Source organism: Jiangella aurantiaca, from assembly GCF_004349105.1.
Classification (GTDB): domain Bacteria; phylum Actinomycetota; class Actinomycetes; order Jiangellales; family Jiangellaceae; genus Jiangella; species Jiangella aurantiaca.
The window spans coordinates 15,927-41,048 of sequence record NZ_SMLB01000036.1 but is presented as its reverse complement, the minus strand read 5'-3'; the positions used below and the strand labels follow the sequence as shown (position 1 = coordinate 41,048).

The window sequence follows — 25,122 nt, the reverse complement described above, 5'->3', positions numbered from 1 at the left end:
CTGTGGAGCCGGCCGTGGAAGGAGGCTCCGGAGCACCTCGTCCGGGACATGAAGCGCGACGTCGTCGTCGACCTCGCCTGGGGCCGGCTGGTGTTCGCGCAGACCTTCGACGAGCCGCGGCACGTCATCGACCTGCTACGGGCCGAGGAGGAGGGCCGCCGCGACATCGCCATGTACGTCGCCGACCCGCACGTGCTGGTGTCGCACGCGCCCGGCGAGCTGTTCATCGACCCGTCGCTGACCTACCGGCTGGAGCTGCACCGCTACCGGCCGCGACGCAACCCGGTCGCCGGCGTGTTCGTCCGCAAGGTGAGCGAGCTGGCCGACGCCGAGGAGATCAACCGGCTGTACGCGGCGCGCGGCATGGTCACCGGCGACACCGAGCTGATGTGGGCCAACCAGCGCACGCCGACGTTCACCTACCTGGTCGCGCAGGACGAGCGCTCCGGCGCGATCGTCGGCACCGTCACGGGCGTCGACCACGTCCGCGCGTTCGATGACCCCGACAACGGCGCCAGCCTGTGGAGCCTCGCCGTCGACCCGCAGTGCACCATCCCCGGCGTCGGCGAGGCGCTGGTCCGGATGCTGGCCGAGCGGTACATCGGCCGCGGCCGCGACCACCTCGACCTGTCCGTCCTGCACGACAACGACCCGGCGATCCGGCTGTACACCAAGCTCGGGTTCCAGCGGGTGCCGGTGTTCGCGGTGAAGCGGAAGAACCCGATCAACGAGCCGCTTTACGTCGCCGGCCCGGCGGAGTCCACCGAACTGAACCCGTACGCGAAGATCATCGCCGACGAGGCGCGGCGGCGCGGCATCCTGGTCGAGATCACCGACGCCGAGAGCGGCGAGCTGCGCCTGTCGCACGGCGGGCGGCGCATCGTCACCCGCGAGTCGCTGTCCGAGCTGACGACGGCGGTCGCGCTGAGCCGCTGCGACGACAAGCAGCACACCCGGCGGATCTTCCAGCGGGCCGGGCTGTCGGTGCCGCGCGGCGTGGCGGCTTCGACGCCGGAGGCCGACGCGGCGTTCCTGGGCGAGGTCGGCGAGGTGGTCGTCAAGCCGGTCCGCGGCGAGCAGGGGCGCGGCATCACCGTCGGGGTGTCGTCGCCGGAGGCGTTGGAGGCGGCGGTGACGCTGGCCCGCACGTTCTGCCCCGACGTCCTCATCGAGGAGTGCGTCGAGGGCGAGGACCTGCGCATCGTCGTCATCGGCCACGAGGTCGTCGCCGCTGCCGTCCGCCGCCCGGCCACGGTGTACGGCAACGGCCGGCAAACCGTCGCCGAGCTGATCGACGCGCACAGCCGCCGCCGCGCCGCCGCGACCGGGGGCGAGTCCCGGGTGCCGATGGACGACACCACGGTCGAGACCGTCCGGGCCGCCGGGTGGGAGATGGACGACGTGCTGCCCGACGGCGACGCGCTGCGGGTCCGGCGCACCGCCAACCTGCACACCGGCGGGACGATCCACGACGTGACGGCGTCGCTGCACCCGGCGCTCGCGGCGGCCGCGGTGACGGCCAGCGAGGCGATCGACATCCCGGTGACCGGGTTGGATCTGATCGTCCCGAGTCCGGCGGAGGAGCAGTACGTGCTGATCGAGGCGAACGAGCGCCCCGGGCTGGCCAACCACGAGCCGCAGCCCACCGCCGCGAGGTTCGTCGATCTGTTGTTCCCCGCGACCCGCACCACGCCGCAGGCCTGGCAGCCGCCGTCCGCGCCGCAGTGACCCCAAATGGGTCAGGCTGGTCGACCCGTTTCGGAGGCCATCACCAGGATTACCCGAGCCTCAACACGCCTGCGATCGTGTTGGTGCACCAGAAAACCTCATGATGGCCCCCGAAACGCCGCCAAATTTCACCAGGTGGACACCAGCGAACGGTGCACCCGGCGGGCTGTGCCCGCACTTCCCCGCAGCGCGTCGGCGTGGAACCGGCGCAGGTCGAACGCCGCGCCCGCCCGCGCCGACGCCGCCGAACGGGCCTCGCGCCACAGCCGTGCGCCCACCCGGAACGCCAGCGCCTGACCGGGCCAGCCGAGATAGCGATCGACCTCGAACGCGGCCGTCTGCGGGTCCACGCGCGCGACGTCGGCCAGCATCCGGGCGCCCAGCGCCGGCGTCCACCGGTCGGCGTCGACCAACCCATGCCCGTGCGGGATCGGCAGGTCCAGGTGCAGCCCGAGGTCGACGACGACGCGCACGGCGCGCCAGAGCTGCGCGAAGATCATCCCGAGCCGCTCCCCCGGCGTCCGGACCAGCCCCAGCTCGTCGGCCAGCTCCTCGGCGTAGTGCGCCCAGCCCTCGGCGTACCCGTGGACGTGGCACAGCGAGCGCTGCCACGGGTGCAGCCCCGTCAGCCCCAGCGTCACGGCGTGCTGCAGGTGGTGACCGGGCGCGCCCTCGTGGTGCAGAGTCGACACCTCCCGCCAGACGTGCGCGCGCGTGACGCCGTCGGGCAGTGTCCACCAGACCCGTCCCGGCCGGGTCAGCCCGGGATCGGCCGGCACGTAGTACATGACGCCAGACGCGGATGGCGTCACGCGGCACTCCACGCGGCGGGTGCGGTCGGGGACGTCGAAGTGGGTGCCGGCGACGGCCTCCACGGTTTCGTCGACCCGCCGCTGCAGCCACGCCTCCAGTGCCGGGACGCCGTCGATCGCGCCGGCCGCGTCGGCGTCCAGCGCCCGCACCGCGTCGTCGACGCCGCCGGACGGGACGATCTCCGCCGCGACCGCCCGCGCCCGCGCCATCAGCGCGGCCAGCTCGTCCCAGCCCCAGGCGTAGGTCTCCTCGACGTCGATGGGCGCGCCCAGGAACGCCGCCGACGTCACCTCGTACACCTCGCGGCCGACGCCGTCCCGCTCGCCCGCGCGCGGCAGCAACTCCTCGCGCAGGAAGGTCGCGAACGCCGCGGTCGCCTCTGCCGCCGCTCCGGCTAGACCGGCCAGCGACGGCGACCCGGCCGGCTCGACCAGCGCCGGGTAGAACCGGTCCGCCACCCAGCCGTCGCACTGGGCGGCGACGGCGAGCACCTGCCGCCGGGCGACCACCTGCCCGCGATCCGCCGACGCCGTCAGCGTCGCCGCGTACTCCCGCAGCGCCGCCGGCACCCGCGCCAGTTCCCGGCCGATGACCGCCCAATCATCCGCCGTCGCCGCCGGCAGGTCGTCGAACGTGCGCCGGACCCAATGCACCGGTGTGGCCAGCGGTGCCAGCAACGCCGTCGTGAAGCCGGCCTCGTACAGCGCGACGTCGCTGGCCAGCCGCTCGGACAGCGCGACGTACAGCACCCGGGCGCGGAACCCGGCCGGCTCCGGTCCGACCGCGGCCAGTCGCGCCGCCGCCCGCGCCGTCACCGCGTGCCGCCGCGCGAACGCGTCCGGCGACAGGTCTTGGATCAGCGCCGACGGCGTCCGGCCCAGGGCCTGCGCGGCGTCCGGATCGAGGTCCGCGAGGTCGCGGAGGTAGTCGTCGGCCACCTGGGTCACGTCGTTCGCGGGCACTCCGGCAGGCTACCGGCGCGGCATGTCAGGGTAGAGGCATGAAGAGCGTGCCGATCGACGAGGAGTACCTGCGTGACGTCCTGCTCGAGCTGCTGCGCACGCCGAGTCCGTCCGGCCGCACCGACGCCGTCATGCAGATCGTCGGCGACCGCCTGACCGAGCTGGGCGTACGGATCCGGCTGACCCGGCGCGGCGTTCTGCGGGCCACGCTCCCCGGCGAGGGGGCGCCCGGCGGGGCGAGCCGGGCGATCGTCGTGCACGCCGACACCATCGGCTGCATGGTGAAAAGGCTCAAGGAGAACGGCCGGCTCGAGGTCGTCCCGGTCGGCACGCACAGCGCCCGGTTCGCCGAGGGCGCGCACGTCACCGTCTTCACCGACGACCTCAGCCGGCTGCACACCGGCACCGTGCTGCCGCTGATGTCCAGCGGGCACAACTTCGGCGACGCCGTCGACACCCAGGGCGTCGGCTGGCACCAGGTCGAGGTGCGGCTGGACGAGCCGGTCGAGAGCCGGCAGGACCTCCTCGACCTCGGTATCTCGATCGGCGACTTCGTGGCGCTCGACGCCGCGCCGCAGATCACCCCGAACGGCTACGTGAAGTCGCGGCACCTGGACGACAAGGCCGGCGTCGCGGCCTGCCTGGCCGCCGTCAAGGCCCTGGTCGACGACGGCCGCAGCCGCCCGGTCACGACGCACCTGCTGGTGACCATCGGCGAGGAGGTCGGCGTCGGCGCCACCCACGGGCTGGACGAGTACGTGGCCGAGCTGGTCGCTGTCGACAACGCCGTCGTCAGCGAGGGGCAGGAGTCGCGGGAGGACACCGTCAACATCGGCATGCTCGACTCCACCGGCCCGTTCGACTACCACCTGACCCGGCGGCTCATCGGCCTGTGCGAGAGCAACGAACTGCCGTTCCGCCGCGACGTGTACCGCTTTTACCGGTCCGACGCCGCGCCCGCCGTGGAGTCCGGGCTGGAGTGCCGGACGGCGCTCATCGGCTTCGGCGTCGACTCCAGCCATGGGCACGAGCGGACCCACCTCGACGGCATCCGGCGCACGGCCGAACTGCTGACCGCGTACCTCTCCAGCCCGCTGACGTTCAGCGAGTGGGACGACCGCCCGACCGGCTCGCTCGAGGACTTCCCCAGCCACAGCGTGCAGCCGGCCGAGCCGGAGCCCGACCGCTACCCGGGCCGGCACTGACGGCCGTCAGCCGTCCTTGGGCTCGGCGGCCTTCGCCTTCACCGACGCCGCGTAGACGTCGACGTACTCCTGGCCGGACAGCTCCATGAGCGCGTACATGATCTCGTCGGTGACCGACCGCAGCACGTGGCGGTCGGTCTCCATGCCGTAGTAGCGGCTGAAGTCGAGCGGAGCGCCGAACCGGATGCCGGGCCGCATCAGCTTCGGGATGATCCGCCCGGCCGGCTGCATCTCCGCCGTGCCGATCATCGCTACCGGGACGACAGGGACGCGGGCCTCCAGCGCCATGCGGGCGACGCCGGTCTTGCCGCGGTAGAGCCGGCCGTCCGGCGAGCGCGTGCCCTCGGGGTAGATGCCGAGCAGATCGCCGGTCTCGAGGATCTGCACGGCCGTACGCAGCGCCGCCTCGCTGGCCCGGCCGCCGGAGCGGTCGACCGGCACATTGCCCGTCCCGCCGAAGAAGACGCGCTTCAACCAACCTTTGACACCACGCTGGGTGAAATAGTCGCTCTTGGCGAGGAAACTGACCTTACGGTCGAGAACGAGCGGCATGAAGAAGGAGTCGACGACGGTGAGGTGGTTGCCCGCGAGGATCGCGCCGCCCTTGGCGGGGACGTGCTCCACACCCTCGGCCCAGGGCCGATAGATCAACCGCAGGATCGGCCCGAGGAAGACGCTCTTCATCAGCCAATAGAACACGTCGGAACACTACCGCCAATGAGCGCCGCCGACGCAGCGGACGACGGGCCTCGCCCGCGCGGACGGATCGGGCGCATGCGACCATGCTGGTGCGAGTGCCGGCGCGGGAACGGGAGGGGACGCGATGCTCTCAGAGGGCGAGGCGGTCGACTCGATCGAACCGTACCGGTACGACGGCGGCCCCGTCGGGGTGCTGCTCTGCCACGGCTTCACCGGCTCGCCGGCCTCCTTGCGTCCCTGGGCCGAGCACCTGGCCGGCCGCGGGTACAGCGTCGAGCTGCCGCGACTGCCCGGGCACGGCACCACCTGGCAGGACCTCAACGTCACCGGCTGGCCCGACTGGTACCGCCGGGTCGAGCGGTCGCTGCTCGACCTCGCCGAGCGGTGCCAGCAGGTGGTCGTCGCCGGCCTCTCGATGGGCGGCTGCCTGGCGCTGCGGCTGGCCCAGGAGCACGGCCCGCTCGTACAGGGCCTGGTGCTCGTCAACCCGGTCGTCACCAGCGCCGACAAGCGGCTGCTGGCGCTTCCGGTGCTGCGGCTGCTGCGCCCGTCGGCGGCCGGGCTGTCCGGCGACATCGCGCTGCCCGGCCAGGACGAGCGCGCCTACGACCGCACCCCGCTGCGGGCGCTGTGGTCGCAGACCAAGTTGTGGCAGCTGGTCCGCCGCGACCTCGCCATGATCACTCAGCCGCTGCTGCTCTATCGCAGCGCGAGCGACCACGTCGTCGACGCGACCAGCGCACCGGTCATCCTCTCCGGCGTCTCCTCCCCTGACGCCGCTGAGGTCGTTCTGCGGCGCAGCTACCACGTCGCCACCCTCGACTACGACGCCCCGGAAATCTTCTCGGGCTCCACGGCGTTCGTCGAACGAGTCACCACGAAGAGGAACCGAGGCCTGCCGCGATGAGCCGAGACGACGACCAGACCTGGGCCGAGCTGATCGACTCGTTCCACGCCGCCCCCTCCGACGGCGACCAGCCCTGGCCCGCGGCCGAGGAGCTCGGGCCGGACGACGGCCTCGAGGAGGGCGTCCGTCCCGACGACTTCCGCGACGCCTCGGTGACGCTGGGGTCGCTGACGGAGCGCGGCGCCGCCCCCGACCCGCCTGTAGAGGCCCCCGCCTCCGGCGGCATCGACGACGCCGCCGCCGAGGAGGCCGCCAACCACTTCGTCCCGCCGGTCCCGGCCCCCATCCCCCGCGGCGACCGCATCCAGCGGCTGGCCTGGGCCGCCGTCATCGCTCCGCCGATCGCGCTGATCATCGTCGCGATCATGTCGTGGCGGCCGTCCGACGAGATCGTCTTGTTCGCCGTGGTCGCCTTCGTGGCCGGCTTCGTGACACTGGTCGCCCGCATGCGTGGCCACCACCCCAACGACCCCGACGACGGCGCGGTCATCTAGCGCCAGCGACCCTAGCGCGGGAGCGTCAGCTCCGCCACGACCGGGAAGTGGTCGCTGGCCGCTCGGACGTCCGGGGTGTCGACGACGCGGTAGGACGTGACCTCGGCGCCCCGGACGAAGACGCCGTCGACGCGCTGCCGCGGGTGGGCCACCGAGTACGTCGGCGTGGGGTCGGCGGCGCCGGCGTCGGCGTACTGCGAGGCCAGCCGGGTCCACGTCGGCGCCGTCGGCGGCTCGTTGAGGTCGCCGCCGAGCACCGTCGTCGCCACGCCGAGCCGGTTCACCAGGCCGGTGAGGTCTGTCAGGTGCCGGGCCCGCTCGCCGGCGTCCAGGCCCAGGTGCAGCGAGCCGGCCGCGAACGCGACGCCGTCCTTCTCCAGCCGGGCCAGTACCAGGCCGCGCCGGGTCAGCCCGGGCGTGCGCCGCAGCCGATGCTCCTGCGCCTCGCGCAGGTCGACCCGGACCGCCATGAACAGCGCCGTCCCGCCGGTCGTGCCGCCGCCGGCCGCGTACAGCAGGTCGGCGCGCCGGGCGAACGACGCCGCCCGGCCGCGCCACAGCAGGACCTTGGGCAGCTCTTGGACGAACACGACGTCCGGGTCGAGCTCGCGCAGCACCCGGGCGACGGCGGCGCCATCGTCGCGCAGCCCGTGGACGTTGTAGCTGACGACCCGGAGCGTGCCGGCCGGTTCCGAGGCCGTCACACCCGGGCGAGGTCGGCCGCGCCGATGACGCCGGCGTCGTTGCCGAGCGTCGCCACCCGCACCTCCGGCTCCGGCCGGTGGCCGGCGCCGGTGGTGTGCTTGCGCAGCGCCTCCTCGGCGGGACGCAGCAGCAGGTCGCCGGCCGCGGAGACGCCACCGCCGATGACGAACGCCGCCGGGTCGAACACCGCCGTGAACGAGCCCATCGCCTCGCCGAGCCAGCGCCCGACCTCCGCGATGAGCACGATGGCCAGCTCGTCGCCGGCGTTGGCGAGTTCGGTGACCATGGGGCCGGTGATGCGCTGCGCGTCGCCGCCGGCCAGCTCGAGCAGCCGCTCGGCCGACGGCAGGCTGGCCGCCTCGCGCGCCTCACGCACGAGGGCGGTGCCGCTGGCGTAGGCCTCGAGGCAGCCGCGCAGCCCGCAGCCGCACAGGTGCCCGTCCGGCACCACCCGCATGTGGCCGAGCTCGGCCGCCACGCCGTGCGCGCCCCGGTAGATCTGGCCGTCGAGCACCACGCCGCCGCCGACGCCGGTGCCGATGGTCAGCAGGATCATGTCGTCGACGTCCTCGGCGGCGCCGAACCGGAACTCGCCCCAGGCGGCGGCGTTGGCGTCGTTCTCGACGACGGTGGGCAGGCCGGTGGCCTCGGCGACCTGGTCGCGGACCGGGACGTCGCGCCAGGCGAGGTTCGGCGCGAACAGCACCCGCGAGCGGGCGGAGTCGATGAAGCCGGCCGAGCCGACGCCCACGGCCTCGACGTCGTGCCGGTCGGCCAGCTCCTTGGTGACCTCGATGATCGTCTCGACGATCGCCGCGGGATCGTGCGACGGCGTCTCGCGCCGCGCCCGCGCCCCGATAACGCCCTTCTCGTCCACGACGCCGGCCGCGATCTTGGTGCCGCCGACGTCGACCCCGATGGTGAGGCTCACTCGTCCACTCCGTCCTCGACGCGCTTCTTCAGCTCTTTCAGAGCCGTGTCGATGATGACCTTCTCCGCCTTGCGTTTCATCAGCCCGAGCATCGGGATCGCGACGTCGACCGTCAGCTGGTACGTCACCTCGGTGCTCGAGTCGTCGACCGCAGCCAGCGCGTAGGAGCCGTCGAGCTCCTTGATCAGCCCGCCCTCGACCAGGCTCCACCGGACCTCGTCGTCGCCGTCCCACTCGTAGGAGAGCGTGTAGCGGTCCTTGATCGGCCCGGCGTCGAGGACGAACTTCGCCTCGCCCGGCCGCCCGCTGTCCTCGTAGACCGTCAGCACCTCGACCTCGCGGACCGAGGCGGTCCACTCCGGGTACGCCTCGAGGTCGGCGATGACGGCCATGATGCGGTCAGGCGTCGCCGCGACGACGATGCTCGACGTGGTCTGCGCAGCCATGTGTGAAGTGTCCCATCTGCCCTTGGAGGGTTATGCAATACCGACGGGCGACGGGGGGCCGAAGGTCCCCCAGAGTCCTCGGTCCAGGCCGGAAAGTGGCAGGAGAGAGTTCGTGATCATTGCATAACCCGACTTCTGTAGTGGCTTGCGGCCCTCCGCACCGGCGGAGATCGCAGACTATCGAGCCGGCGGCAGGCGCGGCACGCCGGCCGGTCGTCCCTGCTCTAGGCGGTCCTTCAGCTCCTGGATGCGCGCCTTGAACGCGACGGTGTACCGGCGGGCCAGCCGGTCCGGCCGGGCCCGTGGCGACGCCGGGTCGGCGCGCAGGAACCAGTGGACGAGGACGCCGTCGCCCCACCGCTCCAGCCACAGCTCCGTGCTGCCGGTCAGCTCACCGGTGACGGTCCAGCGCATGCCCTCCAGGCCGCGGTCCTGGCGGACGGCGAGGGTCAGTTGCGGCCACCACTCCCGCCAGACCGCCGGGTCGCGGACGTACGCCGCCAGCTCGGCCCGATCAGCCACCACGAACGTGTCGTCCATGAGATCGATCGCCGACGCCATGCGGTCTCCCATTCCGTCGAGGGGCTCGCCGCATCCTGGAACCTCGCGGTCGGCGGCATCACCGCAGACTACGGACGTGATCGACGTCATGTCACAATCCCGGCCCCGCACAAGTCCTAGTGGTAGGAGCGAATCGCGAGGAGTGCGGCATGCCCGACCCGACGAAACACCCGATGGTCACCGCGGTGGTCGGCCTGGCCGACCGGCACGGCCCGATGACCCGGCGCCGGCTGCCGGTGCCGCAGCGGTGGACCGACCTGTTCGCCCCGCTGGCGATCATCAGCTTCCTGCTGGTGCTGGTGTCCGGCGTACTGCTGGCGTTCTGGTTCGAGCCGTCCATGCGGCAAGTCGTGTACGCCGGCGACTACGGCCCCCTGCGCGGCGTGACGATGTCCGAGGCCTACGCGTCGACGGTGCGCATCTCGCTGGAGGTGCCGGGCGGGCTGCTCGTCCGCCAGGTCCACCACTGGGCGTCGCTGGTGTTCATCGCCGCGCTGTCGGCGCACCTGCTGCGGGTGTTCCTCGCCGGCGCGTTCCGCGGGTACCGGCGGATCGGCTGGCTGATCCTGCTGGCGCTGCTGGTGCTGGGCATCGCCGAGGCGTACCTCGGCCACTCGCTGCCCGACGACATGCAGTCCGGGACCGGGCTGCGGGTCACCGAGGGCTACCTGCTGGCCACGCCGGTGATCGGGACCTGGCTGTCGTGGCTGGTGTTCGGCGACGAGTTCCCGGGCGACCAGATCATCGGCCGGCTGACCACGTTGCACGTGTGGATACTGCCGGCGCTGATCATCGGCCTGGCCGCCGTCTGGCTGGTGCTCGCCTACCGGCGGTGGCAGGCGGAGGAGGAGCCGGCCGGCGATCCGCTCCCGCGGTACGCCGCGCGGATGGGCGGACTGGCGCTGCTGATCTCGGGCGCTATCGTCGCGATGGCGGCGGCCGTCCAGGTCAACCCGGTCTGGCTGTGGGGGCCGTTCGACGCAGCGCAGGCGCCGGCCGGCAGCCGGCCGCCGTGGTACCTCGGGTTCCTCGACGGCGCCGTGCGGTTGATGCCACCGTGGGAGCTCGACGTGTTCGGCTACACGCTGACGCTGAGCGTCGTCGTCCCTGTCATGGTGCTGCCCGGCGTGCTCCTGGCGTCACTCGCGCTGTACCCGTGGTTCGAGCAGTGGGCCACTGGCGACCGCCGCGACCCTGACGTCCTCGACCGGCCCCGGGACATGCCGGTCCGCACCGCCCTGGTGGCCGCGTTCGTCGCGTTCTACCTGGTGCTGTGGATCGCCGGCGCCACCGACGTCGTCGCCACGCTGCTGCACGTCCCGCTCGAGCCGCTGGTCCGGTTCCTGCAGGCCGCCGTCGTCGTCGCACCGCCGCTGGTGTTCTGGGCGACGAAGCGGATCTGCCTGGGCCTGCGGATGCGCGACCTGGAGGAGCTGCGCCACGGGCACGCGACCGGGATCGTCGTCGTCAGTCCCGAGGGCGGGTTCAGCGAGCTGCACCGGCCGCTCACTCCACAGGAGGCGGAGCGGCGGGCGCCGCGCGCGGCGCTGGTGCCCGCCGGGGCCGGCGCACCGGCCGACGCGCAGGGCATCCCGAACCCGCACTACCGCGCCGACCGGCGGCGCGCTCTGGCGTCTCATTTCTACTTCGCCGATCTCCCCGGCAACCGACCCGTCTCCGGCGGCGTCCAAGTAAAGGAGCAATGAGGGGTTCTGCAACACCGACGGGTGATGGGGGCCCGAAGGTCCCCCTGAGTCCTCGGTCCAGTGCGTAAGTCGGCTGGAGAGCGTGAGAGGTCGTTGCATGACCCCGAGTTCTCAAGAAGGCTGAGCTGGACTGTCGTCCCGGAGGTGCGTCCATGTCCCTGCCCCGCGTGCTCACGGCGGTGCTCGCCGGTGCATTACTGGTCGCCGGCTGCGGCTCCGGCCCGGCCGGTGAGGACGACGGCAGCGGCGCGCCGGGCTCGGGCGCGGGCGAGGCCGCCACGTCGCCGACCGCCGAACCGGGGCCGGCGCCGCGCATCGACGTCGTCGCCGACCTCGCGCCGGCCGACGCCGGCACCGTTGGCGCATCCGTCAACCAGTTCGGCTTCGACCTGCTCGGCCGGCTCGCCGCCGGCGACGAGAACACCGTGACCTCGCCGGTCTCGGCCGCGGCCCTGCTGGCCATGGTGCTGGCCGGCGCCGGCGGAGACACCGCCGCGGCGATGGCCGGAACCCTGCACCTGGAGGACGCCCGCGACGTGCGGGTCGGGGCATTGCTGCGACAGCTCGCCGACACCGACGACGTCACGCTCGCGCCGGCCAACGCGCTGTGGGCGGACGAGGGCTTCGAGATCGAGGGCGACTACCTCACCTTCGTGCGCGACACCTTCGGGGCGACCGCCGAGAAGGCCGATCTCGGGTCGCCCGAGTCCGCCGACGCGATCGACGCGTGGGTCCGCGAGCACACCGAGGACCGCATCGACGGCATCGCCACCGACCTCGGCCTGCCCGACCCCGAAGCCGGCCTGGTCCTGCTCAACGCCGTCTACTTCCTCGGTACCTGGACCACCCAGTTCGACCCCGCCGACACCCGCGACGAGCCGTTCACCTTGGCCGACGGCGGCACCGCCGACGTGCCACTCATGCACCTGCGCGACCAGACGTTCCCGGTGACGCAGCGCGACGGATACCGGATGCTGCGGCTCCCCTACGGCGACGACGGCCGGTACGGCATGGAGATCATGCTTCCCGACACCGACTCGAGCCTGCCGCACCTGCTGTCGACGCTCGACGCGACCGAGTGGGCTGCCGCGGTCGCCGCCCTCACCCCCACCGAGCAGAGCACCGTCGCCGTCCCGAAGTTCGAACTGGAGTGGAAGGGCGAGCTGACCGACGCCCTGACGGCGCTCGGCATGGGCACGGCGTTCGCGGGCGGCGACTTCCGGCCGATGTCGCCGTCGAACCCGGTGCTCGACAGCGTCGTGCAGAAGACCTACATCCGCGTCGACGAGGCCGGCACCGAGGCCGCGGCGGTCACCGGCGGTGCCATGCGGTCGACGGCGGTGACCGGCGAGAGCTTCCGCGTCGACCGGCCGTTCGCGTTCACCATCTCCGACAGCCAGACGGGCACCATCGTCTTCCTCGGGGCGGTGACCGACCCGCGCGGCTGAGGCACACCCTTGGGGGCAGACATGTCGTACACCCGCTTGATCGCCGGCATCGTCGCCGGCGGGCTGATCGCCACGGCCTGCGGAACGGCCGAGTCGCCCGGCTCGGGGTCCGCTGGCAGCGCCGCGCCCTTGCAGCTGGTCGCCGACCTCGATCCGGCCGACGCCGGCGCTGTCGGCTCGTCGGTGAACGAGTTCGGCTTCGATCTGCTCGGCCAGTTGACCGACGGGACGCAGAACACCGTCACGTCGCCGGTCTCCGCGGCCGCGCTGCTGGCCATGGTGCTCGCCGGGGCCGGCGGCCAGACGGCGGACGAGATGGCCACCGTCCTGCACCTCGACGACTCGCGGGATGTCCGGGTCGGGGCGCTGCTGCGCGAGCTTGCCGACACCGACGACGTCACGCTGTCCGTCGCCAACGCGCTGTGGGCCCAGCAGGGCTACCCGTTCGAGGAGAACTACCTGGCCTTCGCCCGCGACTCCTTCGGCGCCACGATCGACAATGCCGATCTCGGGTCGCAGGAGACGGCCGACGAGATCGACGCCTGGGTCCGGGACCAGACGGAGGACCGCATCGACGGCATCGCAGCGGACCTTGGGCTGCCCAGCGGCGACGCCGTCCTGGTGCTGCTGAACGCGGTCTACTTCCTCGGCACGTGGACCACCCAGTTCGACCCCAACGAGACCAGGGACGAGCCGTTCCGGCTGGCCGACGACAGCACGGCCGACGTCCCGCTCATGCACCGCACCGAGGTCGACCTCCCGGTCGCCCAGCGCGACGGCTACCGCATGCTGCGGCTCCCGTACGGTGAGGACGAGCGGTACGCCATGGAGATCCTGCTCCCGGACGACGGCTCCGGAGTGCCGCAGCTGCTCGCATCGCTCGACGCCGCCGAGTGGGCGGCCGCCGTCGGCGAGCTGCAGGAGCAACACCTGAGGGAGCTGGCGCTGCCACGATTCGAGCTGGAGTGGAAGGCGGAGCTCACCAAGCCGCTCCGCAGCCTCGGCATGGACAGCGCGTTCGGCGGCGGCGACTTCACGCCGATGTCGCCGGAGAACCCGTTCCTGGCAACCGTCGTGCAGAAGACCTACATCCGGGTCGACGAGGCCGGCACCGAGGCGGCCGCCGTCACCGGCGGGGTCATGGCGGAGTCGGCCGGCGGCAACAGCTTCCGGGTGGATCGGCCGTTCGCGTTCACCATCTCCGACAGCCAGACCGGCACGATCCTGTTCCTCGGCACCGTGACCGATCCGCGCGGCTGACCCACTGTCGTCGAGGGGGCCGACATGTCCTACACCCGCCTGATCGCCGGCATCCTGGCCGGCGGGCTGCTGGTCGCGGCCTGTGGAACGAACGCGTCGCCCGAGAACCCGTCGGGTGACGGCGCAGCGGCCGCGGCCAGGATGGAGCTGGTGACCGACGTCGCGCCAGGCGACGCAGACGCCGTCGGGACGTCGGTCAACGAGTTCGGCTTCGAGCTGCTCGGTCAGCTGACCGACGGGACGGAGAACACCGTCACGTCGCCGGTGTCGGCGGCGGCGCTGCTGGCGATGGTGCTGGCCGGAGCCGGCGGGCAGACGGCCGACGAGATGGCCGCCGTGCTGCATCTCGAGGACTCCCGCGACGTCCGCGTCGGCGCCCTGTTACGCGAACTGGCCGACACCGACGACGTCACCCTCTCCACCGCCAACGCGCTGTGGGCCCAGCCGGGCGTGCCGTTCGAGGACGACTATCTCGCGTTCACGCGCGACTCCTTCGGCGCCACCGTCGCCGAGGCCGACCTCGGCGCGCAGGAGACGGCCGACGAGATCGACGCCTGGGTGCGGGACCAGACCGATGACCGCATCGACGGCATCGCCGAGGAACTCCGGCTCCCGGATCCGAGGGCCGTGCTGGTGCTGGCGAACGCCGTCTACTTCCTCGGCGCATGGACCACCCCGTTCGACCCGGGCGACACCCGCGACGGCGGCTTCCGGCTGACCGACGGCACCACGTCGACGGTGCCGATCATGCATCTCCCCACGACCTACCTGCCGCTCGCCCAGCGCGACGGCTACCAGATGCTGCGGCTCCCCTACGGCGAGGACGAGCGGTACGCCATGGAGATCCTGCTACCCGACGACGGCTTCGGGTTGCCGCAGCTGCTCGCGTCGCTCGACGCGACGGAATGGGCCGCCGCCGTCGCCGCGCTCGAGCCCACGAAGATCGACGAGTTGGCGCTGCCGCGGTTCGAGCTGGAGTGGGAGGCGGAGCTCAACGACGCGCTCATCGCCCTCGGCATGGACAGGGCGTTCGGCGGCGGCGACTTCACCCCGATGTCACCGGTGAACCCGTCTCTCAGCGTCGTCGCGCAGAAGACCTACATCCGTGTCGACGAGGCCGGCACCGAGGCCGCCGCCGTCACCGGCGGGATGATGGACGTCTCGGCGGGCTGGCCGTTCCGGGTGGATCGGCCGTTCGCGTTCACGATCTCCGACAGCGAGACCGGGACGATCCTCTTCCTCGGCACCGTCGCCGATCCTCGCGGCTGATCCCGCGATGTCCGTTTCGGCGGCGGAATGGCACCGCCCGAATCGGGCCTATAACGTACTTCCGGCCATCGCGCGACTCGAAGCGGAGACGGTGTCACAGCGTCACAGTCAGTTTCCGAGCCGTTACTGCGAGTAACGGCCGATTCTGTGGCCCAGATCATGTTTCCATGATCCAATTGGTGTCTCGAAGTACGGGCACATGCCGCGATTCGGAACTCGCGGATCGATGTTTTACGGCAAACTGCCGCCTGTGAGTGTGTGGGCACCCGATTCCGTCCAGCGTCATTGGCATGGCGTGGCCGTTGCGCGGCCCGGCATGCTCGCACTCGTCATCGCCCTGACCGGGTCGGCCCGCAGCGTCGTCACCGACTGGTGGTGGCTCGGGGCGCTGGCCCTCGTCGCGCTGGCGGCCGCCATCTCGGAGCGGATCCTCCCGCGCACCCGCGTCCGGGTGGCCGCGGAGATGGCGCTCGCGTCGATCATCGTCGGGCTCGGACTGCCCGAGGCCTACCTCGCACTCCCGTACCTGCTGGTGCCGGCGTTCGCCGCAGGCCTCGCCGGCAGCATCATGGGCACGGCCGTCACCACGCTCACCGGCGCGGTCGGCCTGGTCATCGGCAACATCCTCGCCGGTGGCAACCTGATCGAGCTGCCCACCTTCGGCAGCGTCTCGGTCTGGGTCGTCATCATCTTCGCCACCGGCGCCATCGGGGCGTGGGTGCTGCGCCTCGACAGCATCCAGATCGCAGACGGCGGACGCTACGCCGCCGCGTACCGGCTGCTGTCGGAGCTGCGGGTGGTGTCGCGCCGGCTCTCCGTCGGCCTCGACCCCGGCACGCTCGCGGAGGGCCTGCTCGACAACGTCGCCGGGCCGCTCGCCGTCCGCCGGGCCGCACTGCTGGTGCGGCGCGAAGGCGGCAACCTGTTCCCGCTGGCCCACCGCGGCGAGGACGACGGCTGGCTGCTCGGCGCCGAGCGCGACCCCGTCGTCCTCGAGGCGTGGAGCAGCGAGACACCCGCCTGGACCCCGAACGGGCGGCGCGGCTACCGCGTCGTGCTGCCGTTGCGGGTCGGGTCGCGCACCATGGGCGTCATCGTCGCCGACGTGCCCGACCAGGTGTCGTCCGAGGAGCTGCAACTGCTCGTCGGCTCCACCGACGAGGGCGCGCTGCGGCTGGAGACCGCACTGCTCTTCGACGAGGTCCGCGAACTGGCCACCCGCGAGGAGCGGCGCCGGCTGGCCCGCGAGATCCACGACGGCATCGCCCAGGAGCTGACCTCGCTGGGCTACCTCGTCGACGACCTCATCGCCCGCACCACCGACGCCGACGCCAAGTCGCTGTCGACCACACTCCGGCAGGAACTGACCCGCATCCTGTCGAACCTGCGGCACTCCATCTTCGACCTGCGCAGCGACCTCGACCACGACGGCGGCCTCGGCACGTCGCTGTCGGCCTACGCCCGCCAGGTGGGCGCGCAGGCCGGCCTCAAGGTGCATCTCGTGCACCAGGAGGAGCACGACCGCCTGCGCCCGGAGGTCGAGGCGGAGCTGCTGCGCATCGGCCAGGAGGCCATCACCAACGTGCGCAAGCACGCGAAGGCGAAGAACCTGTGGGTCACCGTCGCCGTCAGCCCGCCCAATGCGCAGATTCGCGTGGTGGATGACGGCATGGGCATGCGGGAGCAGCCACGGGGCCGCTACGGTCTGGAGATCATGGCCGAGCGTGCCCGGCGAGTGGGCGCCACACTCGTCATCAAAGACAGGGCCGAGAGCGGTACGGTCGTCGACGTATCCCTCGGCAACGTTCAGGGAGAGGGGTAACAACCGTGCCCATGTCGGTCATGCTCGTGGACGACCACGAGCTCATCCGCCAAGGCCTGCGCCGCGCCTTCGAGCGAGACGCGGGATTCACCGTGGTCGGCGAGGCCGCCACCGTCGCCGAGGCGCACAAGCTCGCCGAGGCGACCCAGCCCACGGTGGCGGTCATCGACATCCGGCTTCCCGACGGCAGCGGCCTGGAGCTGGCGCAAAGACTCCGGCAGAACCGCGGCGACATCGGCCTGGTCATCCTCACCATGTACGCCGGCGACGACCACCTGTTCGGCGCGCTGGACGCCGGCGCGTCGGCGTTCGTGCCGAAGAGCTCCCCCAGCGACGACGTCGTCGCCGCCGCCCGCCACGCCGCCGCCACCCCGTCCGCGTTCGTCGCCGACGGCCTGGCCGAGGCCATGCAGCGGCGCCTGCACCCCACCGGGCCGCAGCTCACGCGGCGCGAGCGCGAGGTGCTCGACCTGCTCGCCGACGGCCTCGGCGTGTCGAGCATCGCCCGCAAGCTGTACATCAGCGAGTCGACCACGAAGACGCACGTCTCGAAGCTCTACGACAAGCTGAACGCCTCCAACCGGGCCCAGGCGATCATGGCCGCGGTACGAGCCGGGCTGTTGAGCCATGGTGAAGAGGCGCAACCGGGGTAATGTGACACCAGGACGTGCTTCCGTGACATCGAGGCAGTTCCTGTGACACTGCGTGACGCGCCGTCACCGAATGTGACGGACGTCCTCCGTTCGGTCGATACGTAAGTAGACGCTCGCTCCATCGACCCCGAACTCATCTGACCTCATCCTTGGTGTAGGCCGGCATTTGACCTGCCGGTATGAGGTTGAGAAGTCCGGGGGTGATCGACCATGCGTGACGTACTACGGCAACGAAGTTCTCTGCGCATCGAGAGCGCTCTGATGCGGCTGGCCGTGTTCGCAGTGATCCTGGCCGGCACGTGGTTCATCAGCTGGCAGTTGGCACACGCCATCAGCGTCGGCTGACGTCGCACCGATCAGCGGTTGCACCGCGAGAGCAACCGGTGGAGCGAGCGCCCGTGACAACGGTGTCACGGGTGGCTCGTCCGGTACTTGTCACCGGAGGAATAGAAGGAGCCGGACGCCCGTGGGCGCCCGGCTCTCGTGCTGTCTGGGTGGGTCAGCCCGGCCGCGTGGCGCCCGAGAACGGCATGAGGTCGACGTCGTCGACGCTCACGACGTCACCCGGGTGGGTGGCGTGCACGATCTTGCCGTCGCCGATGTAGATGCCGACGTGGCTGATGGGGCTGTAGTAGAACACCAGGTCACCTGGCTCGAGTTGGCTCTTCGAGACGCGGGTGCCGACGCCGATCTGCGAGCCGGACGAGCGCGGCAGGCTCACCCCGGCCTCGGCCCAGGCGGCGGACGTGAGACCCGAGCAGTCCCAGCTGCCGGGCCCGTTGCCGCCCCAGGCGTAGGGTTCGCCGACCTGCGCCAACGCGAATTCCACGGCGACGCCCGCCCGTCCGGACACCGGCGGCGGGTCGACCGGGGTCTCCTCGTCCTCTTCGGCCTCGTCGTCCTCGCCGCGGTCGGGGGTCTCGGCGTTCTCCTCGCGGTCTTCCTCGAGCTGCTCCAGCTCTTCGGCCTCCAGCTGGTCGAGGATCTCCTGCGCGTCGGCGAGCAGCTGCTCGACCGTCGCCTTCTCCGTCTCGAGCGTGGCCTCGATGGCCTGCTGGCGGGTCAGCTCCTCGTCGGCCATCAGGCGCGCCTGTTCGTAGCTGCGGCTGATCTCGGCGGCACTGGCCAGGCTCTCGGCCTGCTGCCCCGCGAACGCGTTCATGACCGACGACTGCGCGAGGAAGTCCTCGGGGCTCTCGGCCAGCAGCGTCTGCAGCGTCGGGTCGACTGTGCCGCCGGACCGGTAGCTGGCCGCGGCGAAGGCGCCGATCTGCGCCCTGACGGCGTCGACCGCATCCTGTTGCCGCTCCACCGACGCCTGCGCCCGCTCGATGCGGCGCTTCACCTCGGCGAGCTCGTCGGTTGCGGCGTTGTACCGCTCCGTCGCCTGCTCTGCCTGGTGGTACAGGGAATCGACCTGCTCCCTGACCTCGGAAATGGTCGGCTGTGGGTCTGCGCTGCTCTGGGTGATGAGGGTCATTCCCCCGGTGACGCTGACTGCGGCAGTGCACAACGCGACAAGCGCGCGGCGCGGACGGCGGGGGTGACCACCTGGCTCAGGCACTCTGGTCCTTCCTTCGGGGCGGGATACAGGCACCTGGGCGGGGAGCCTAGCCAGCCTCACGTGCCTCCCGCAAATCCCCCGCGCGAGTTTCGGCCGATTTTCTCGCCACGGCGTCACCGTCTGTGACGACCAGACGCAGCGGCGGCACCAGGCCCGCCTCGGCGAGCACACCGAGCGCCTGCCGCTCCTCACCACCCAACTCGCTGTCGATGGGCCCCAGGAGCACCGAGACCACGCAGTCAGAACACGCCAGGCCGCGCATCTCGCAGCGATCGCAGTCGATGTGCATGACCATCCCTCCCTCTCACGCCTTCCGCGACGAGCTCTCCTCCCCGCTGATCAACGACGTTAAGGGCAGGGTCCGACAAGGTCTCCACGAGACAGGAGTCACCGCTGGTAACAGAGTGATTGGTGTGACGAACACCTAGCCCGACGGCCACCGCCGGACCGGCATGATCACGTCCACCACGAGAATTCGTGTCGCACTACGCCTGTAATCGTGTCGACGCTCCAGAGATCCTCGTGGGACTCCCCAGACTGGCCGTGGACGCTTACCGACCGACCAATCCGATCAACGCGACCGACTCCACGCTGCGCACTCCTGGGCGACGAACGCCTTCGGCGACCTCGCGGTCCGAGGACACCACGACCACCGGACGACCCTGGGGCTCGGCCCGCACCATGCGCCGGATGAGCTCGTCCGCCGTCTGCCCCGTCGGGCTGAACCGGACCCGGATGCCCGACCCCGGGACCGGCGGCGGCACCGTCACGTCGGCGCCGTCGAAGACCAGCGTGACCTCGGCACCTGTCCGGGCCGACACGGCCGCCAGCCCCTGCGCGAGCCGCGACCGCTGGGCGTCCAGCGGCATGGTCGGCCAGGCGGTCTTGGTGACGTTGTAGCCGTCGACGATCAGATGGACCCGGGGCAGTGACAGGAGCTCGTCCAGATACCCGGGCTCGTCGGCGGCGCGGGCGCGGCCGACCGCGCCGCCGTCCAGGGGGCCGCCCGGGACGGCCGCCTCGACGGTGTCGGCCGGAGAGAGGGTCGAGGCGGGTAGGGCCAGTTCGCGACGGAGCCCGGCGGCGGCGTCGCCGAGGGTGTCGAGCAGCAGCGCCAGCCGCGCCGTGCCGAGGCCGCGTTCGGCCCGGCCGCTGCGGCGGGCCGCCTCCAACGCGGCCTCCGCGTCCGCCAGCCGCGCCCGGAGACGGCGGGCCTCGGTCTCGGCGGCGCGCAGGGCGGCGCGGGCATCGGCGAGTTCGCGGCCGGCCTGCTCCTGCTCGTCCTCCTCCTGCTGCCGCGCCTCGCTCAGCCTCTCCCGCGTTTCCTGGACCCGCCGCCGCAGCATCGTGTTCTCGGCCTTGAGGCGGTCGATCTCCGCGCGCATCGTCGTGCGCATCTCCCGCGTGGAGGCACGGGCGGCCTCGAGCTGCTCGCGCAGCCGCTCGGCGGCGGCCGCTTCGCGGGTGAGCCGGGCCGCGTCGTCGCCGCGGCGGACGGAGGCGGCCGCGGTCTCGACCATGGTCTCCCACCCGTCCGGACGCAGGAGGTAGGCGACGACGGCGACGTCGACGGGGTCGGCGGCGGGCGGCGCCGTCCCCGACTCGAGCGCCTTCGCGAGCGCGGGATCGGCGGCGGACGCGGCGTCGAGGACGCGGCGCCGGAACCCCGGCTCGGTGTCGAGCGCCGACGCGATGGCACTGGCGCCGAGGCGGGCACGTTTGGCGGCCGCGAACTTCGCGATCGGCCGCAGGACGCCCGGGACGTCGTCCGCGGGCAGCGCGCCGAGCACGTCCGAGCCCAGGGCGACCAGCCGCGCCCGCACCGCCTCGGGCAGCGTGCTCACGCGGAGTCTGGCCGGGCGACGAGCTCCACCGTTCCCTCACCACCGCACCAGCGGCAGACCACCCGCTCGACGGACTCCGCCAGGACGTCCGTCTCCTCGACCTTCGGCTCGCCCGCGAGGTCGACGTGGACGAACTCGCGCACGCGGCTGGACCGCACGACGTCGAACCGGGTGAGGTTGCCGCACTGCGCGCAGCGCCACCGAGTGGTCTCGGACGGCTGGGGAACGGGCATGGGCTCCTCCTCGGCGTCGGTGCGTGGGACGTGTTCCCGCCCAGCGTAGGCCGTGGACGGCGTGGACGCCGACCGCGATGTCCAGCGCGGCCAGGAGTCCCACAAGGGAAGAGGGACGGCGGGTCGTGGCCGGAGATTGTCAGTGGCGGTCCCTACTGTGCGATCAGGTGGCCGAGTGACCGAGAGGGGTGGGACATGACGGCCGTGGCCATCCAGGGCACGCTCGACGAGATCGGCATGCCGCTGGTCTCCACCACGTTCGTCGTCGTCGACCTCGAGACCACCGGCGGGGCACCCGACGGCAACGAGATCACCGAGATCGGCGCGGTGAAGGTCCGCGGCGGCGAGGTCGTCGGCGAGTTCGACACACTGGTCCGCCCGGCGTCGGCCATCCCGCCGTTCATCGCGGTGCTGACAGGCATCACCGACCTCATGGTGGCCAGCGCGCCGCGCATCCAGTCGGTGCTGCCGGCGTTCCTCGAGTTCGCCCGCGGCAGCGTCATCGTCGCCCACAACGCGCCGTTCGACGTCGGGTTCCTGAAGGCCGCATGCGAGGTCACCGGCGCCCGCTGGCCGACGTTCCAGGTGCTCGACACCGCCCGGCTGGCCCGCCGCGTGCTCTCGCGCGACGAGGCCCGCGACTGCAAGCTGTCCACGCTGGCCCGGCTGTTCCGCGCCTCCACCACGCCCAACCACCGGGCGCTCGCCGACGCCCGGGCCACGGTCGACGTACTGCACGGGCTGTTCGAGCGGCTGGGCAACGTCGGCGTGCACACCGTCGAGGAACTCGCGCTCTGGCAGAGCAAGGTCACCGCGGCACAGCGGCAGAAGCGGCATCTGTCCGAGCAGCTGCCACACGCCCCTGGCGTGTACATGTTCACCGCGCCCGACGGCGAGACGCTCTACGTCGGCAAGAGCAAGGACATGCGCACCCGGGTGCGCACATATTTCACCGCGTCCGAGACCCGGCCGCGGATGACCGAGATGGTCTCCATCGCCACCGGCGTCACCGGCATCCAGTGCGCCACGCCGCTGGAGGCCGAGGTCCGCGAGCTGCGATTGATCGCCGAGCGCAAGCCCCGGTACAACCGGCGCTCGCGGTTCCCCGAGCGCGGCAGCTGGCTCAAGCTCACCGTCGAGGCGTTCCCGCGGCTGTCGCTCGTCCGGCAGGTCCGCGACGACGGCTCGGCCTACCTCGGGCCGTTCGGGTCGCGGCGCATCGCCGATGCGGCCATGACGGCCATCCACGAGGCGGTCCCGATCCGTCAGTGCACGCAGCGGCTGTCCGCGTCGCCGTCGGCGTCGGCGTGCATCCTGGCCGACATGGGCCGCTGCGGCGCGCCCTGCACCGGCGCGGAGTCAGCCACGGAGTACGCGGTCCACGTCGACCAGGTGCGGCGGGCGTTCACGAGCGACCCCGGCCCGCTGGTGCACCGGCTGCTGGAGCGCATCACGGCGCTGGCCGGCCAGGAGCGTTACGAGGAGGCGGCCGTCCGGCGCGACCGGCTGGCCACGCTCGTCCGGTCGCTGATCCGGTCGCAGCGCCTGGCGTCGCTGGCGTCGGTGCCGCAGCTGGTGGCGGCGCGGCGCCGTGAGGTGGGCGGGTGGGAGCTGCACGTCATCCGGCACGGCCGGCTGGCCGGCGCCGAGGTCACCCCGCCCGGCGTCGACCCACGCCCGGCCGTCGAGGCTCTCGTCGCGACGGCCGAGACCGTGCGCCCGGCGCCGGAGCCGCTGCCGGCCGCCACCGCCGAAGAGACCGAGTGCGTGCTGCGCTGGCTCGAGACCCCCGGCACCCGGCTGGTCCGCGTCGACGGCGTCTGGACGCTCCCGTGGCCCAGCGCGGCCGGCTACACCGCCGTCGCCGACGCCCGCGACGACGACCAGCGTGCGGCCCGCCCGTTCGCCGACCGCCGTCCCCTGCGGCCGCTGCACTAGTCCCCTTTTACCTTCTGGGACTCACCGCCGTATGGGACCTCGCGGTCGGCCCCGGCTCAGCCGGGTAATGTCGGCGCCGAACCGGTACACCCCGAGGAGACATCACGTGATCACTGCGATCGTGTTCATCCAGGCCGACGTCGCTCGCATTCCGGAGGTCGCGACGGAGATCGCCGCCCTCGACGGCGTGAGCGAGGTCTACTCGGTCACCGGCGACATCGACCTCGTCGCGATGGTCCGGGTCCGGACGCACGACGCGATCGCCGAGGTCGTCGCCGACCGCCTCAACAAGGTCGACGGCGTGCTCAACACCGAGACGCACATCGCGTTCCGTGCGTACTCCAAACACGACCTCGAGGCCGCGTTCGCCCTCGGCGCCGAGGACTGAGCCGCCCAGGCGGCAGGGGCCGTCAGGCGGAGACGGCCGCCACCCAGCGCTCCAGCACCTGCTCGGCCGCGCCGGAGTCAACGGCGGCGGTCGCCTTCTCCAGGCCGGCGGCCAGCCGGTCGGCCAGCGGCGCCTCGAGGGCGTCGTACGCGGCCAGGCCTGCCGCGGCGTTGAGCAGCACCGCGTCGCGCACCGGGCCCTTCTCGCCGCCGACGAACCGCCGGGCCACTCCGACGTTGTACGCGACGTCGCCGCCACGCAGCGCCTCGGCCGGCACCGGCGCGATGCCGAGCGACGCGGGGTCGAACCGCTCCTCCCTCACCTCGCCGTCGCGCACGACCCAGACCCGCGACGTCGTCGTGGTGGTGAGCTCGTCGAGGCCGTCGTCGCCGCGGAAGACCAGGGCGGACGTGCCGCGTCCGGCCAGCACGCCGGCGATCAGCGCCGCCACCCGCGCGTCGGCGACGCCGACGGCCTGGGCGCTGGGCCGGGCCGGGTTGGCCATCGGGCCGAGCATGTTGAACGTCGTCTGGATGCCCAGCTCGCTGCGCGCCGTCGACGCGTGCCGCAACGACGGGTGGAACGCCGGGGCGAAGCAGAACGTGATGCCGGCCTCGACGGCGATCTCGGCCACCCGCGCGGCCGGGAGGTCCAGGCGGATGCCGAGCCCTTCGAGCAGGTCGGCCGACCCGCACAGCGACGACGCCGCGCGGTTGCCGTGCTTGACGACCCGGGCGCCCGCCCCTGCCGCGGCGATGGCCGCCATGGTGGAGATGTTGACGGTGTGCGCGCGGTCGCCGCCGGTGCCGACGATGTCAAGCGCGGGGCCGGGGTCGGGGAACGGCGTGGCGACGTCGTACATGGCCTGGACCAGGCCCTCGAGCTCGGTGACCGTCTCACCCTTGGCACGCAGCGCGACCGCGAAGCCGGCGATCTGCACCGGCGTCGCCTCGCCGCGCATGATCTCGCCCATCGCCCAGGCGGCCGCCTCGGTGGTGAGGTCCTCGCCGTTGACGAGTGCCGTCAGGACGGGGGGCCAGGTCTGCTGCGTCTCGCTCATGACGTGGCGGCGACGCCGGCGGACCGGCGCCGCATGAGGTCGGCCACGGCCGACGCGACGGCGATGGGGTCGAGCGGGTGCGACACGACCGACTCGGCGCGCGACCACGTCGCCAGCCAGGCGTCCTGCGGCCGGCCGATCAGCACCAGCACCGGCGGAGCGTTGTAGATCTCCTCCTTGATGGTGCGGGCCAGGCCCATCCCGCCGGACGGGACCGCCTCGCCGTCGAGCACGGCGACGTCGATGCCACCGGCGTCGAGCCGGCGGATGACGGCCGCGTGCGTGGCGACCTCGACGAACTCCACCTTCGGCAGGTCCGCCGCGGGACGCCGGCCGACGGCCAGCCGCACCTGCTCGCGCGTGGTGCGGTCGTCGCTGTAGACGAGGATCGTCATGGTCGGCTCGGTGCTGCTCATCCTGCGCGTCCTCGCTGGGATCTCTCGGGCTGGCTGGCTGGTCGAGACGATGGTACCGGTGCGCGCCCGG

General features: G+C 72.3%; 25 protein-coding genes. 13 read left to right on the top strand and 12 right to left on the bottom strand.

Translation table 11 applies throughout. From position 1 onward, the window contains the following. The gene (gene ngg, locus E1262_RS21375; RefSeq protein WP_420810553.1) at positions 1-1,728 is read left to right on the top strand and encodes an N-acetylglutaminylglutamine synthetase; all 1,728 of its coding nucleotides are present in this window, start codon (positions 1-3) and stop codon (positions 1,726-1,728) included. A gap of 128 nt (positions 1,729-1,856) precedes the next feature. Here the strand turns inward: ngg and E1262_RS21370 are convergent, their stop codons facing one another. After that, positions 1,857-3,503 (bottom strand): DUF885 domain-containing protein, encoded by a 1,647-nt coding sequence (locus E1262_RS21370; protein ID WP_203454136.1) that lies wholly within the window; start codon positions 3,501-3,503, stop codon positions 1,857-1,859. Positions 3,504-3,541: 38 nt separating this feature from the next. Here E1262_RS21370 and E1262_RS21365 point away from each other — a divergent pair, with 38 nt between their 5' ends. Beyond that, positions 3,542-4,708, top strand: a complete 1,167-nt coding sequence (locus tag E1262_RS21365) for an osmoprotectant NAGGN system M42 family peptidase (protein ID WP_132105335.1) — start codon at positions 3,542-3,544, stop codon at positions 4,706-4,708. Between the two features lie 6 nt (positions 4,709-4,714). Here E1262_RS21365 and E1262_RS21360 read toward each other — a convergent pair whose 3' ends face one another. After that, positions 4,715-5,407 (bottom strand): lysophospholipid acyltransferase family protein, encoded by a 693-nt coding sequence (locus E1262_RS21360; protein WP_132105333.1) that lies wholly within the window; start codon positions 5,405-5,407, stop codon positions 4,715-4,717. A 124-nt stretch (positions 5,408-5,531) separates the two neighbouring features. Between E1262_RS21360 and E1262_RS21355 the strand changes: the two genes are divergently transcribed. Both E1262_RS21355 and E1262_RS21350 read left to right on the top strand, forming a co-directional pair. Further along, a complete protein-coding gene (locus E1262_RS21355; RefSeq protein WP_132105331.1) occupies positions 5,532-6,314 on the top strand; it encodes an alpha/beta hydrolase in 783 nt (260 codons plus the stop codon). Next, positions 6,311-6,808: a hypothetical protein gene (locus tag E1262_RS21350; protein ID WP_132105329.1), complete on the top strand. Its 498-nt coding sequence runs from the start codon at positions 6,311-6,313 to the stop codon at positions 6,806-6,808. The genes E1262_RS21355 and E1262_RS21350 overlap by 4 nt, the downstream gene beginning before the upstream one ends. 11 nt (positions 6,809-6,819) lie before the next feature. On the opposite strand, the gene E1262_RS21345 is transcribed toward E1262_RS21350, so the two are convergent. The 4 genes from E1262_RS21345 to E1262_RS21330 form a co-directional block, all read right to left on the bottom strand. Further along, the gene (locus E1262_RS21345) at positions 6,820-7,512 is read right to left on the bottom strand and encodes an endonuclease/exonuclease/phosphatase family protein (protein WP_132105327.1); all 693 of its coding nucleotides are present in this window, start codon (positions 7,510-7,512) and stop codon (positions 6,820-6,822) included. Continuing rightward, positions 7,509-8,444, bottom strand: a complete 936-nt coding sequence (locus tag E1262_RS21340) for an ROK family glucokinase (protein ID WP_132105325.1) — start codon at positions 8,442-8,444, stop codon at positions 7,509-7,511. Before E1262_RS21340 ends, E1262_RS21345 begins: the two co-directional genes overlap by 4 nt. Beyond that, entirely contained in the window at positions 8,441-8,890 is a 450-nt protein-coding gene (locus tag E1262_RS21335) for an SRPBCC family protein (RefSeq protein ID WP_132105323.1), read from the bottom strand. Before E1262_RS21335 ends, E1262_RS21340 begins: the two co-directional genes overlap by 4 nt. Positions 8,891-9,067: 177 nt before the next feature. Beyond that, complete coding sequence (locus tag E1262_RS21330; RefSeq protein WP_132105321.1) at positions 9,068-9,451, bottom strand: polyketide cyclase / dehydrase and lipid transport; 384 nt, start codon at positions 9,449-9,451, stop codon at positions 9,068-9,070. A gap of 149 nt (positions 9,452-9,600) precedes the next feature. Here E1262_RS21330 and qcrB point away from each other — a divergent pair, with 149 nt between their 5' ends. The 7 genes from qcrB (at position 9,601) to E1262_RS31790 (ending at position 17,954) form a co-directional block, all read left to right on the top strand. After that, complete coding sequence (gene qcrB, locus E1262_RS21325; protein WP_132105319.1) at positions 9,601-11,157, top strand: cytochrome bc1 complex cytochrome b subunit; 1,557 nt, start codon at positions 9,601-9,603, stop codon at positions 11,155-11,157. A gap of 152 nt (positions 11,158-11,309) precedes the next feature. Beyond that, entirely contained in the window at positions 11,310-12,605 is a 1,296-nt protein-coding gene (locus tag E1262_RS21320) for a serpin family protein (RefSeq protein ID WP_132105318.1), read from the top strand. Between the two features lie 21 nt (positions 12,606-12,626). Continuing rightward, positions 12,627-13,865: a serpin family protein gene (locus E1262_RS21315; RefSeq protein WP_132105316.1), complete on the top strand. Its 1,239-nt coding sequence runs from the start codon at positions 12,627-12,629 to the stop codon at positions 13,863-13,865. Positions 13,866-13,889: 24 nt separating this feature from the next. Continuing rightward, a complete protein-coding gene (locus E1262_RS21310) occupies positions 13,890-15,134 on the top strand; it encodes a serpin family protein (protein ID WP_132105314.1) in 1,245 nt (414 codons plus the stop codon). Between the two features lie 316 nt (positions 15,135-15,450). Then, positions 15,451-16,956, top strand: coding sequence for a GAF domain-containing sensor histidine kinase (locus E1262_RS21305; protein ID WP_203454135.1), 1,506 nt, complete (start codon positions 15,451-15,453; stop codon positions 16,954-16,956). An 11-nt stretch (positions 16,957-16,967) separates the two neighbouring features. Further along, a complete protein-coding gene (locus E1262_RS21300) occupies positions 16,968-17,609 on the top strand; it encodes a response regulator transcription factor (protein ID WP_132105310.1) in 642 nt (213 codons plus the stop codon). Positions 17,610-17,819: 210 nt separating this feature from the next. Next, positions 17,820-17,954 carry a hypothetical protein gene (locus E1262_RS31790; protein WP_275261797.1) on the top strand — a complete coding sequence of 45 codons (135 nt, stop codon included), beginning with the start codon at positions 17,820-17,822 and terminating at the stop codon, positions 17,952-17,954. Between the two features lie 154 nt (positions 17,955-18,108). Here the strand turns inward: E1262_RS31790 and E1262_RS21295 are convergent, their stop codons facing one another. From E1262_RS21295 to E1262_RS21280, 4 genes are all read right to left on the bottom strand, one after another. Continuing rightward, positions 18,109-19,089 carry a C40 family peptidase gene (locus E1262_RS21295; protein ID WP_132105308.1) on the bottom strand — a complete coding sequence of 327 codons (981 nt, stop codon included), beginning with the start codon at positions 19,087-19,089 and terminating at the stop codon, positions 18,109-18,111. A gap of 130 nt (positions 19,090-19,219) precedes the next feature. Then, the gene (locus tag E1262_RS21290; RefSeq protein WP_132105306.1) at positions 19,220-19,462 is read right to left on the bottom strand and encodes a hypothetical protein; all 243 of its coding nucleotides are present in this window, start codon (positions 19,460-19,462) and stop codon (positions 19,220-19,222) included. 262 nt (positions 19,463-19,724) lie between these two features. Then, a complete protein-coding gene (locus tag E1262_RS21285; RefSeq protein WP_132105304.1) occupies positions 19,725-21,017 on the bottom strand; it encodes an NYN domain-containing protein in 1,293 nt (430 codons plus the stop codon). Further along, the gene (locus E1262_RS21280; RefSeq protein WP_116950503.1) at positions 21,014-21,250 is read right to left on the bottom strand and encodes a hypothetical protein; all 237 of its coding nucleotides are present in this window, start codon (positions 21,248-21,250) and stop codon (positions 21,014-21,016) included. Before E1262_RS21280 ends, E1262_RS21285 begins: the two co-directional genes overlap by 4 nt. 195 nt (positions 21,251-21,445) lie before the next feature. Here E1262_RS21280 and E1262_RS21275 point away from each other — a divergent pair, with 195 nt between their 5' ends. Together E1262_RS21275 and E1262_RS21270 are read left to right on the top strand one after the other, a co-directional pair. Further along, a complete protein-coding gene (locus tag E1262_RS21275) occupies positions 21,446-23,188 on the top strand; it encodes a DEDD exonuclease domain-containing protein (RefSeq protein ID WP_132105302.1) in 1,743 nt (580 codons plus the stop codon). Positions 23,189-23,294: 106 nt separating this feature from the next. Next, complete coding sequence (locus E1262_RS21270) at positions 23,295-23,576, top strand: Lrp/AsnC family transcriptional regulator (RefSeq protein ID WP_132105300.1); 282 nt, start codon at positions 23,295-23,297, stop codon at positions 23,574-23,576. Between the two features lie 22 nt (positions 23,577-23,598). Here the strand turns inward: E1262_RS21270 and trpD are convergent, their stop codons facing one another. Together trpD and E1262_RS21260 are read right to left on the bottom strand one after the other, a co-directional pair. Continuing rightward, positions 23,599-24,636, bottom strand: a complete 1,038-nt coding sequence (gene trpD / locus E1262_RS21265) for an anthranilate phosphoribosyltransferase (RefSeq protein ID WP_132105298.1) — start codon at positions 24,634-24,636, stop codon at positions 23,599-23,601. Then, positions 24,633-25,052, bottom strand: coding sequence for a response regulator (locus tag E1262_RS21260; protein WP_132105296.1), 420 nt, complete (start codon positions 25,050-25,052; stop codon positions 24,633-24,635). Before E1262_RS21260 ends, trpD begins: the two co-directional genes overlap by 4 nt. Positions 25,053-25,122 lie beyond the last annotated feature (70 nt).

Excerpts from the sequence above, each read along its gene's own strand:
- E1262_RS21350 (WP_132105329.1), top strand. The coding sequence starts at position 6,311 with ATGAGCCGAGACGACGACCAGACCTGGGCCGAGCTGATCGACTCGTTC.
- E1262_RS21310 (WP_132105314.1), top strand. The coding sequence starts at position 13,890 with ATGTCCTACACCCGCCTGATCGCCGGCATCCTGGCCGGCGGGCTGCTG.
- E1262_RS21260 (WP_132105296.1), bottom strand. The coding sequence starts at position 25,052 with ATGAGCAGCACCGAGCCGACCATGACGATCCTCGTCTACAGCGACGAC.
- E1262_RS21365 (WP_132105335.1), top strand. The coding sequence starts at position 3,542 with ATGAAGAGCGTGCCGATCGACGAGGAGTACCTGCGTGACGTCCTGCTC.
- trpD (WP_132105298.1), bottom strand. The coding sequence starts at position 24,636 with ATGAGCGAGACGCAGCAGACCTGGCCCCCCGTCCTGACGGCACTCGTC.
- E1262_RS31790 (WP_275261797.1), top strand. The coding sequence starts at position 17,820 with ATGCGTGACGTACTACGGCAACGAAGTTCTCTGCGCATCGAGAGCGCT.
- E1262_RS21335 (WP_132105323.1), bottom strand. The coding sequence starts at position 8,890 with ATGGCTGCGCAGACCACGTCGAGCATCGTCGTCGCGGCGACGCCTGAC.
- E1262_RS21275 (WP_132105302.1), top strand. The coding sequence starts at position 21,446 with ATGACGGCCGTGGCCATCCAGGGCACGCTCGACGAGATCGGCATGCCG.
- E1262_RS21280 (WP_116950503.1), bottom strand. The coding sequence starts at position 21,250 with ATGCCCGTTCCCCAGCCGTCCGAGACCACTCGGTGGCGCTGCGCGCAG.
- qcrB (WP_132105319.1), top strand. The coding sequence starts at position 9,601 with ATGCCCGACCCGACGAAACACCCGATGGTCACCGCGGTGGTCGGCCTG.
- E1262_RS21295 (WP_132105308.1), bottom strand. The coding sequence starts at position 19,089 with ATGACCCTCATCACCCAGAGCAGCGCAGACCCACAGCCGACCATTTCC.
- E1262_RS21300 (WP_132105310.1), top strand. The coding sequence starts at position 16,968 with ATGTCGGTCATGCTCGTGGACGACCACGAGCTCATCCGCCAAGGCCTG.
- E1262_RS21290 (WP_132105306.1), bottom strand. The coding sequence starts at position 19,462 with ATGCACATCGACTGCGATCGCTGCGAGATGCGCGGCCTGGCGTGTTCT.
- E1262_RS21315 (WP_132105316.1), top strand. The coding sequence starts at position 12,627 with ATGTCGTACACCCGCTTGATCGCCGGCATCGTCGCCGGCGGGCTGATC.
- E1262_RS21305 (WP_203454135.1), top strand. The coding sequence starts at position 15,451 with ATGCTCGCACTCGTCATCGCCCTGACCGGGTCGGCCCGCAGCGTCGTC.
- E1262_RS21320 (WP_132105318.1), top strand. The coding sequence starts at position 11,310 with ATGTCCCTGCCCCGCGTGCTCACGGCGGTGCTCGCCGGTGCATTACTG.
- E1262_RS21355 (WP_132105331.1), top strand. The coding sequence starts at position 5,532 with ATGCTCTCAGAGGGCGAGGCGGTCGACTCGATCGAACCGTACCGGTAC.
- E1262_RS21330 (WP_132105321.1), bottom strand. The coding sequence starts at position 9,451 with ATGGCGTCGGCGATCGATCTCATGGACGACACGTTCGTGGTGGCTGAT.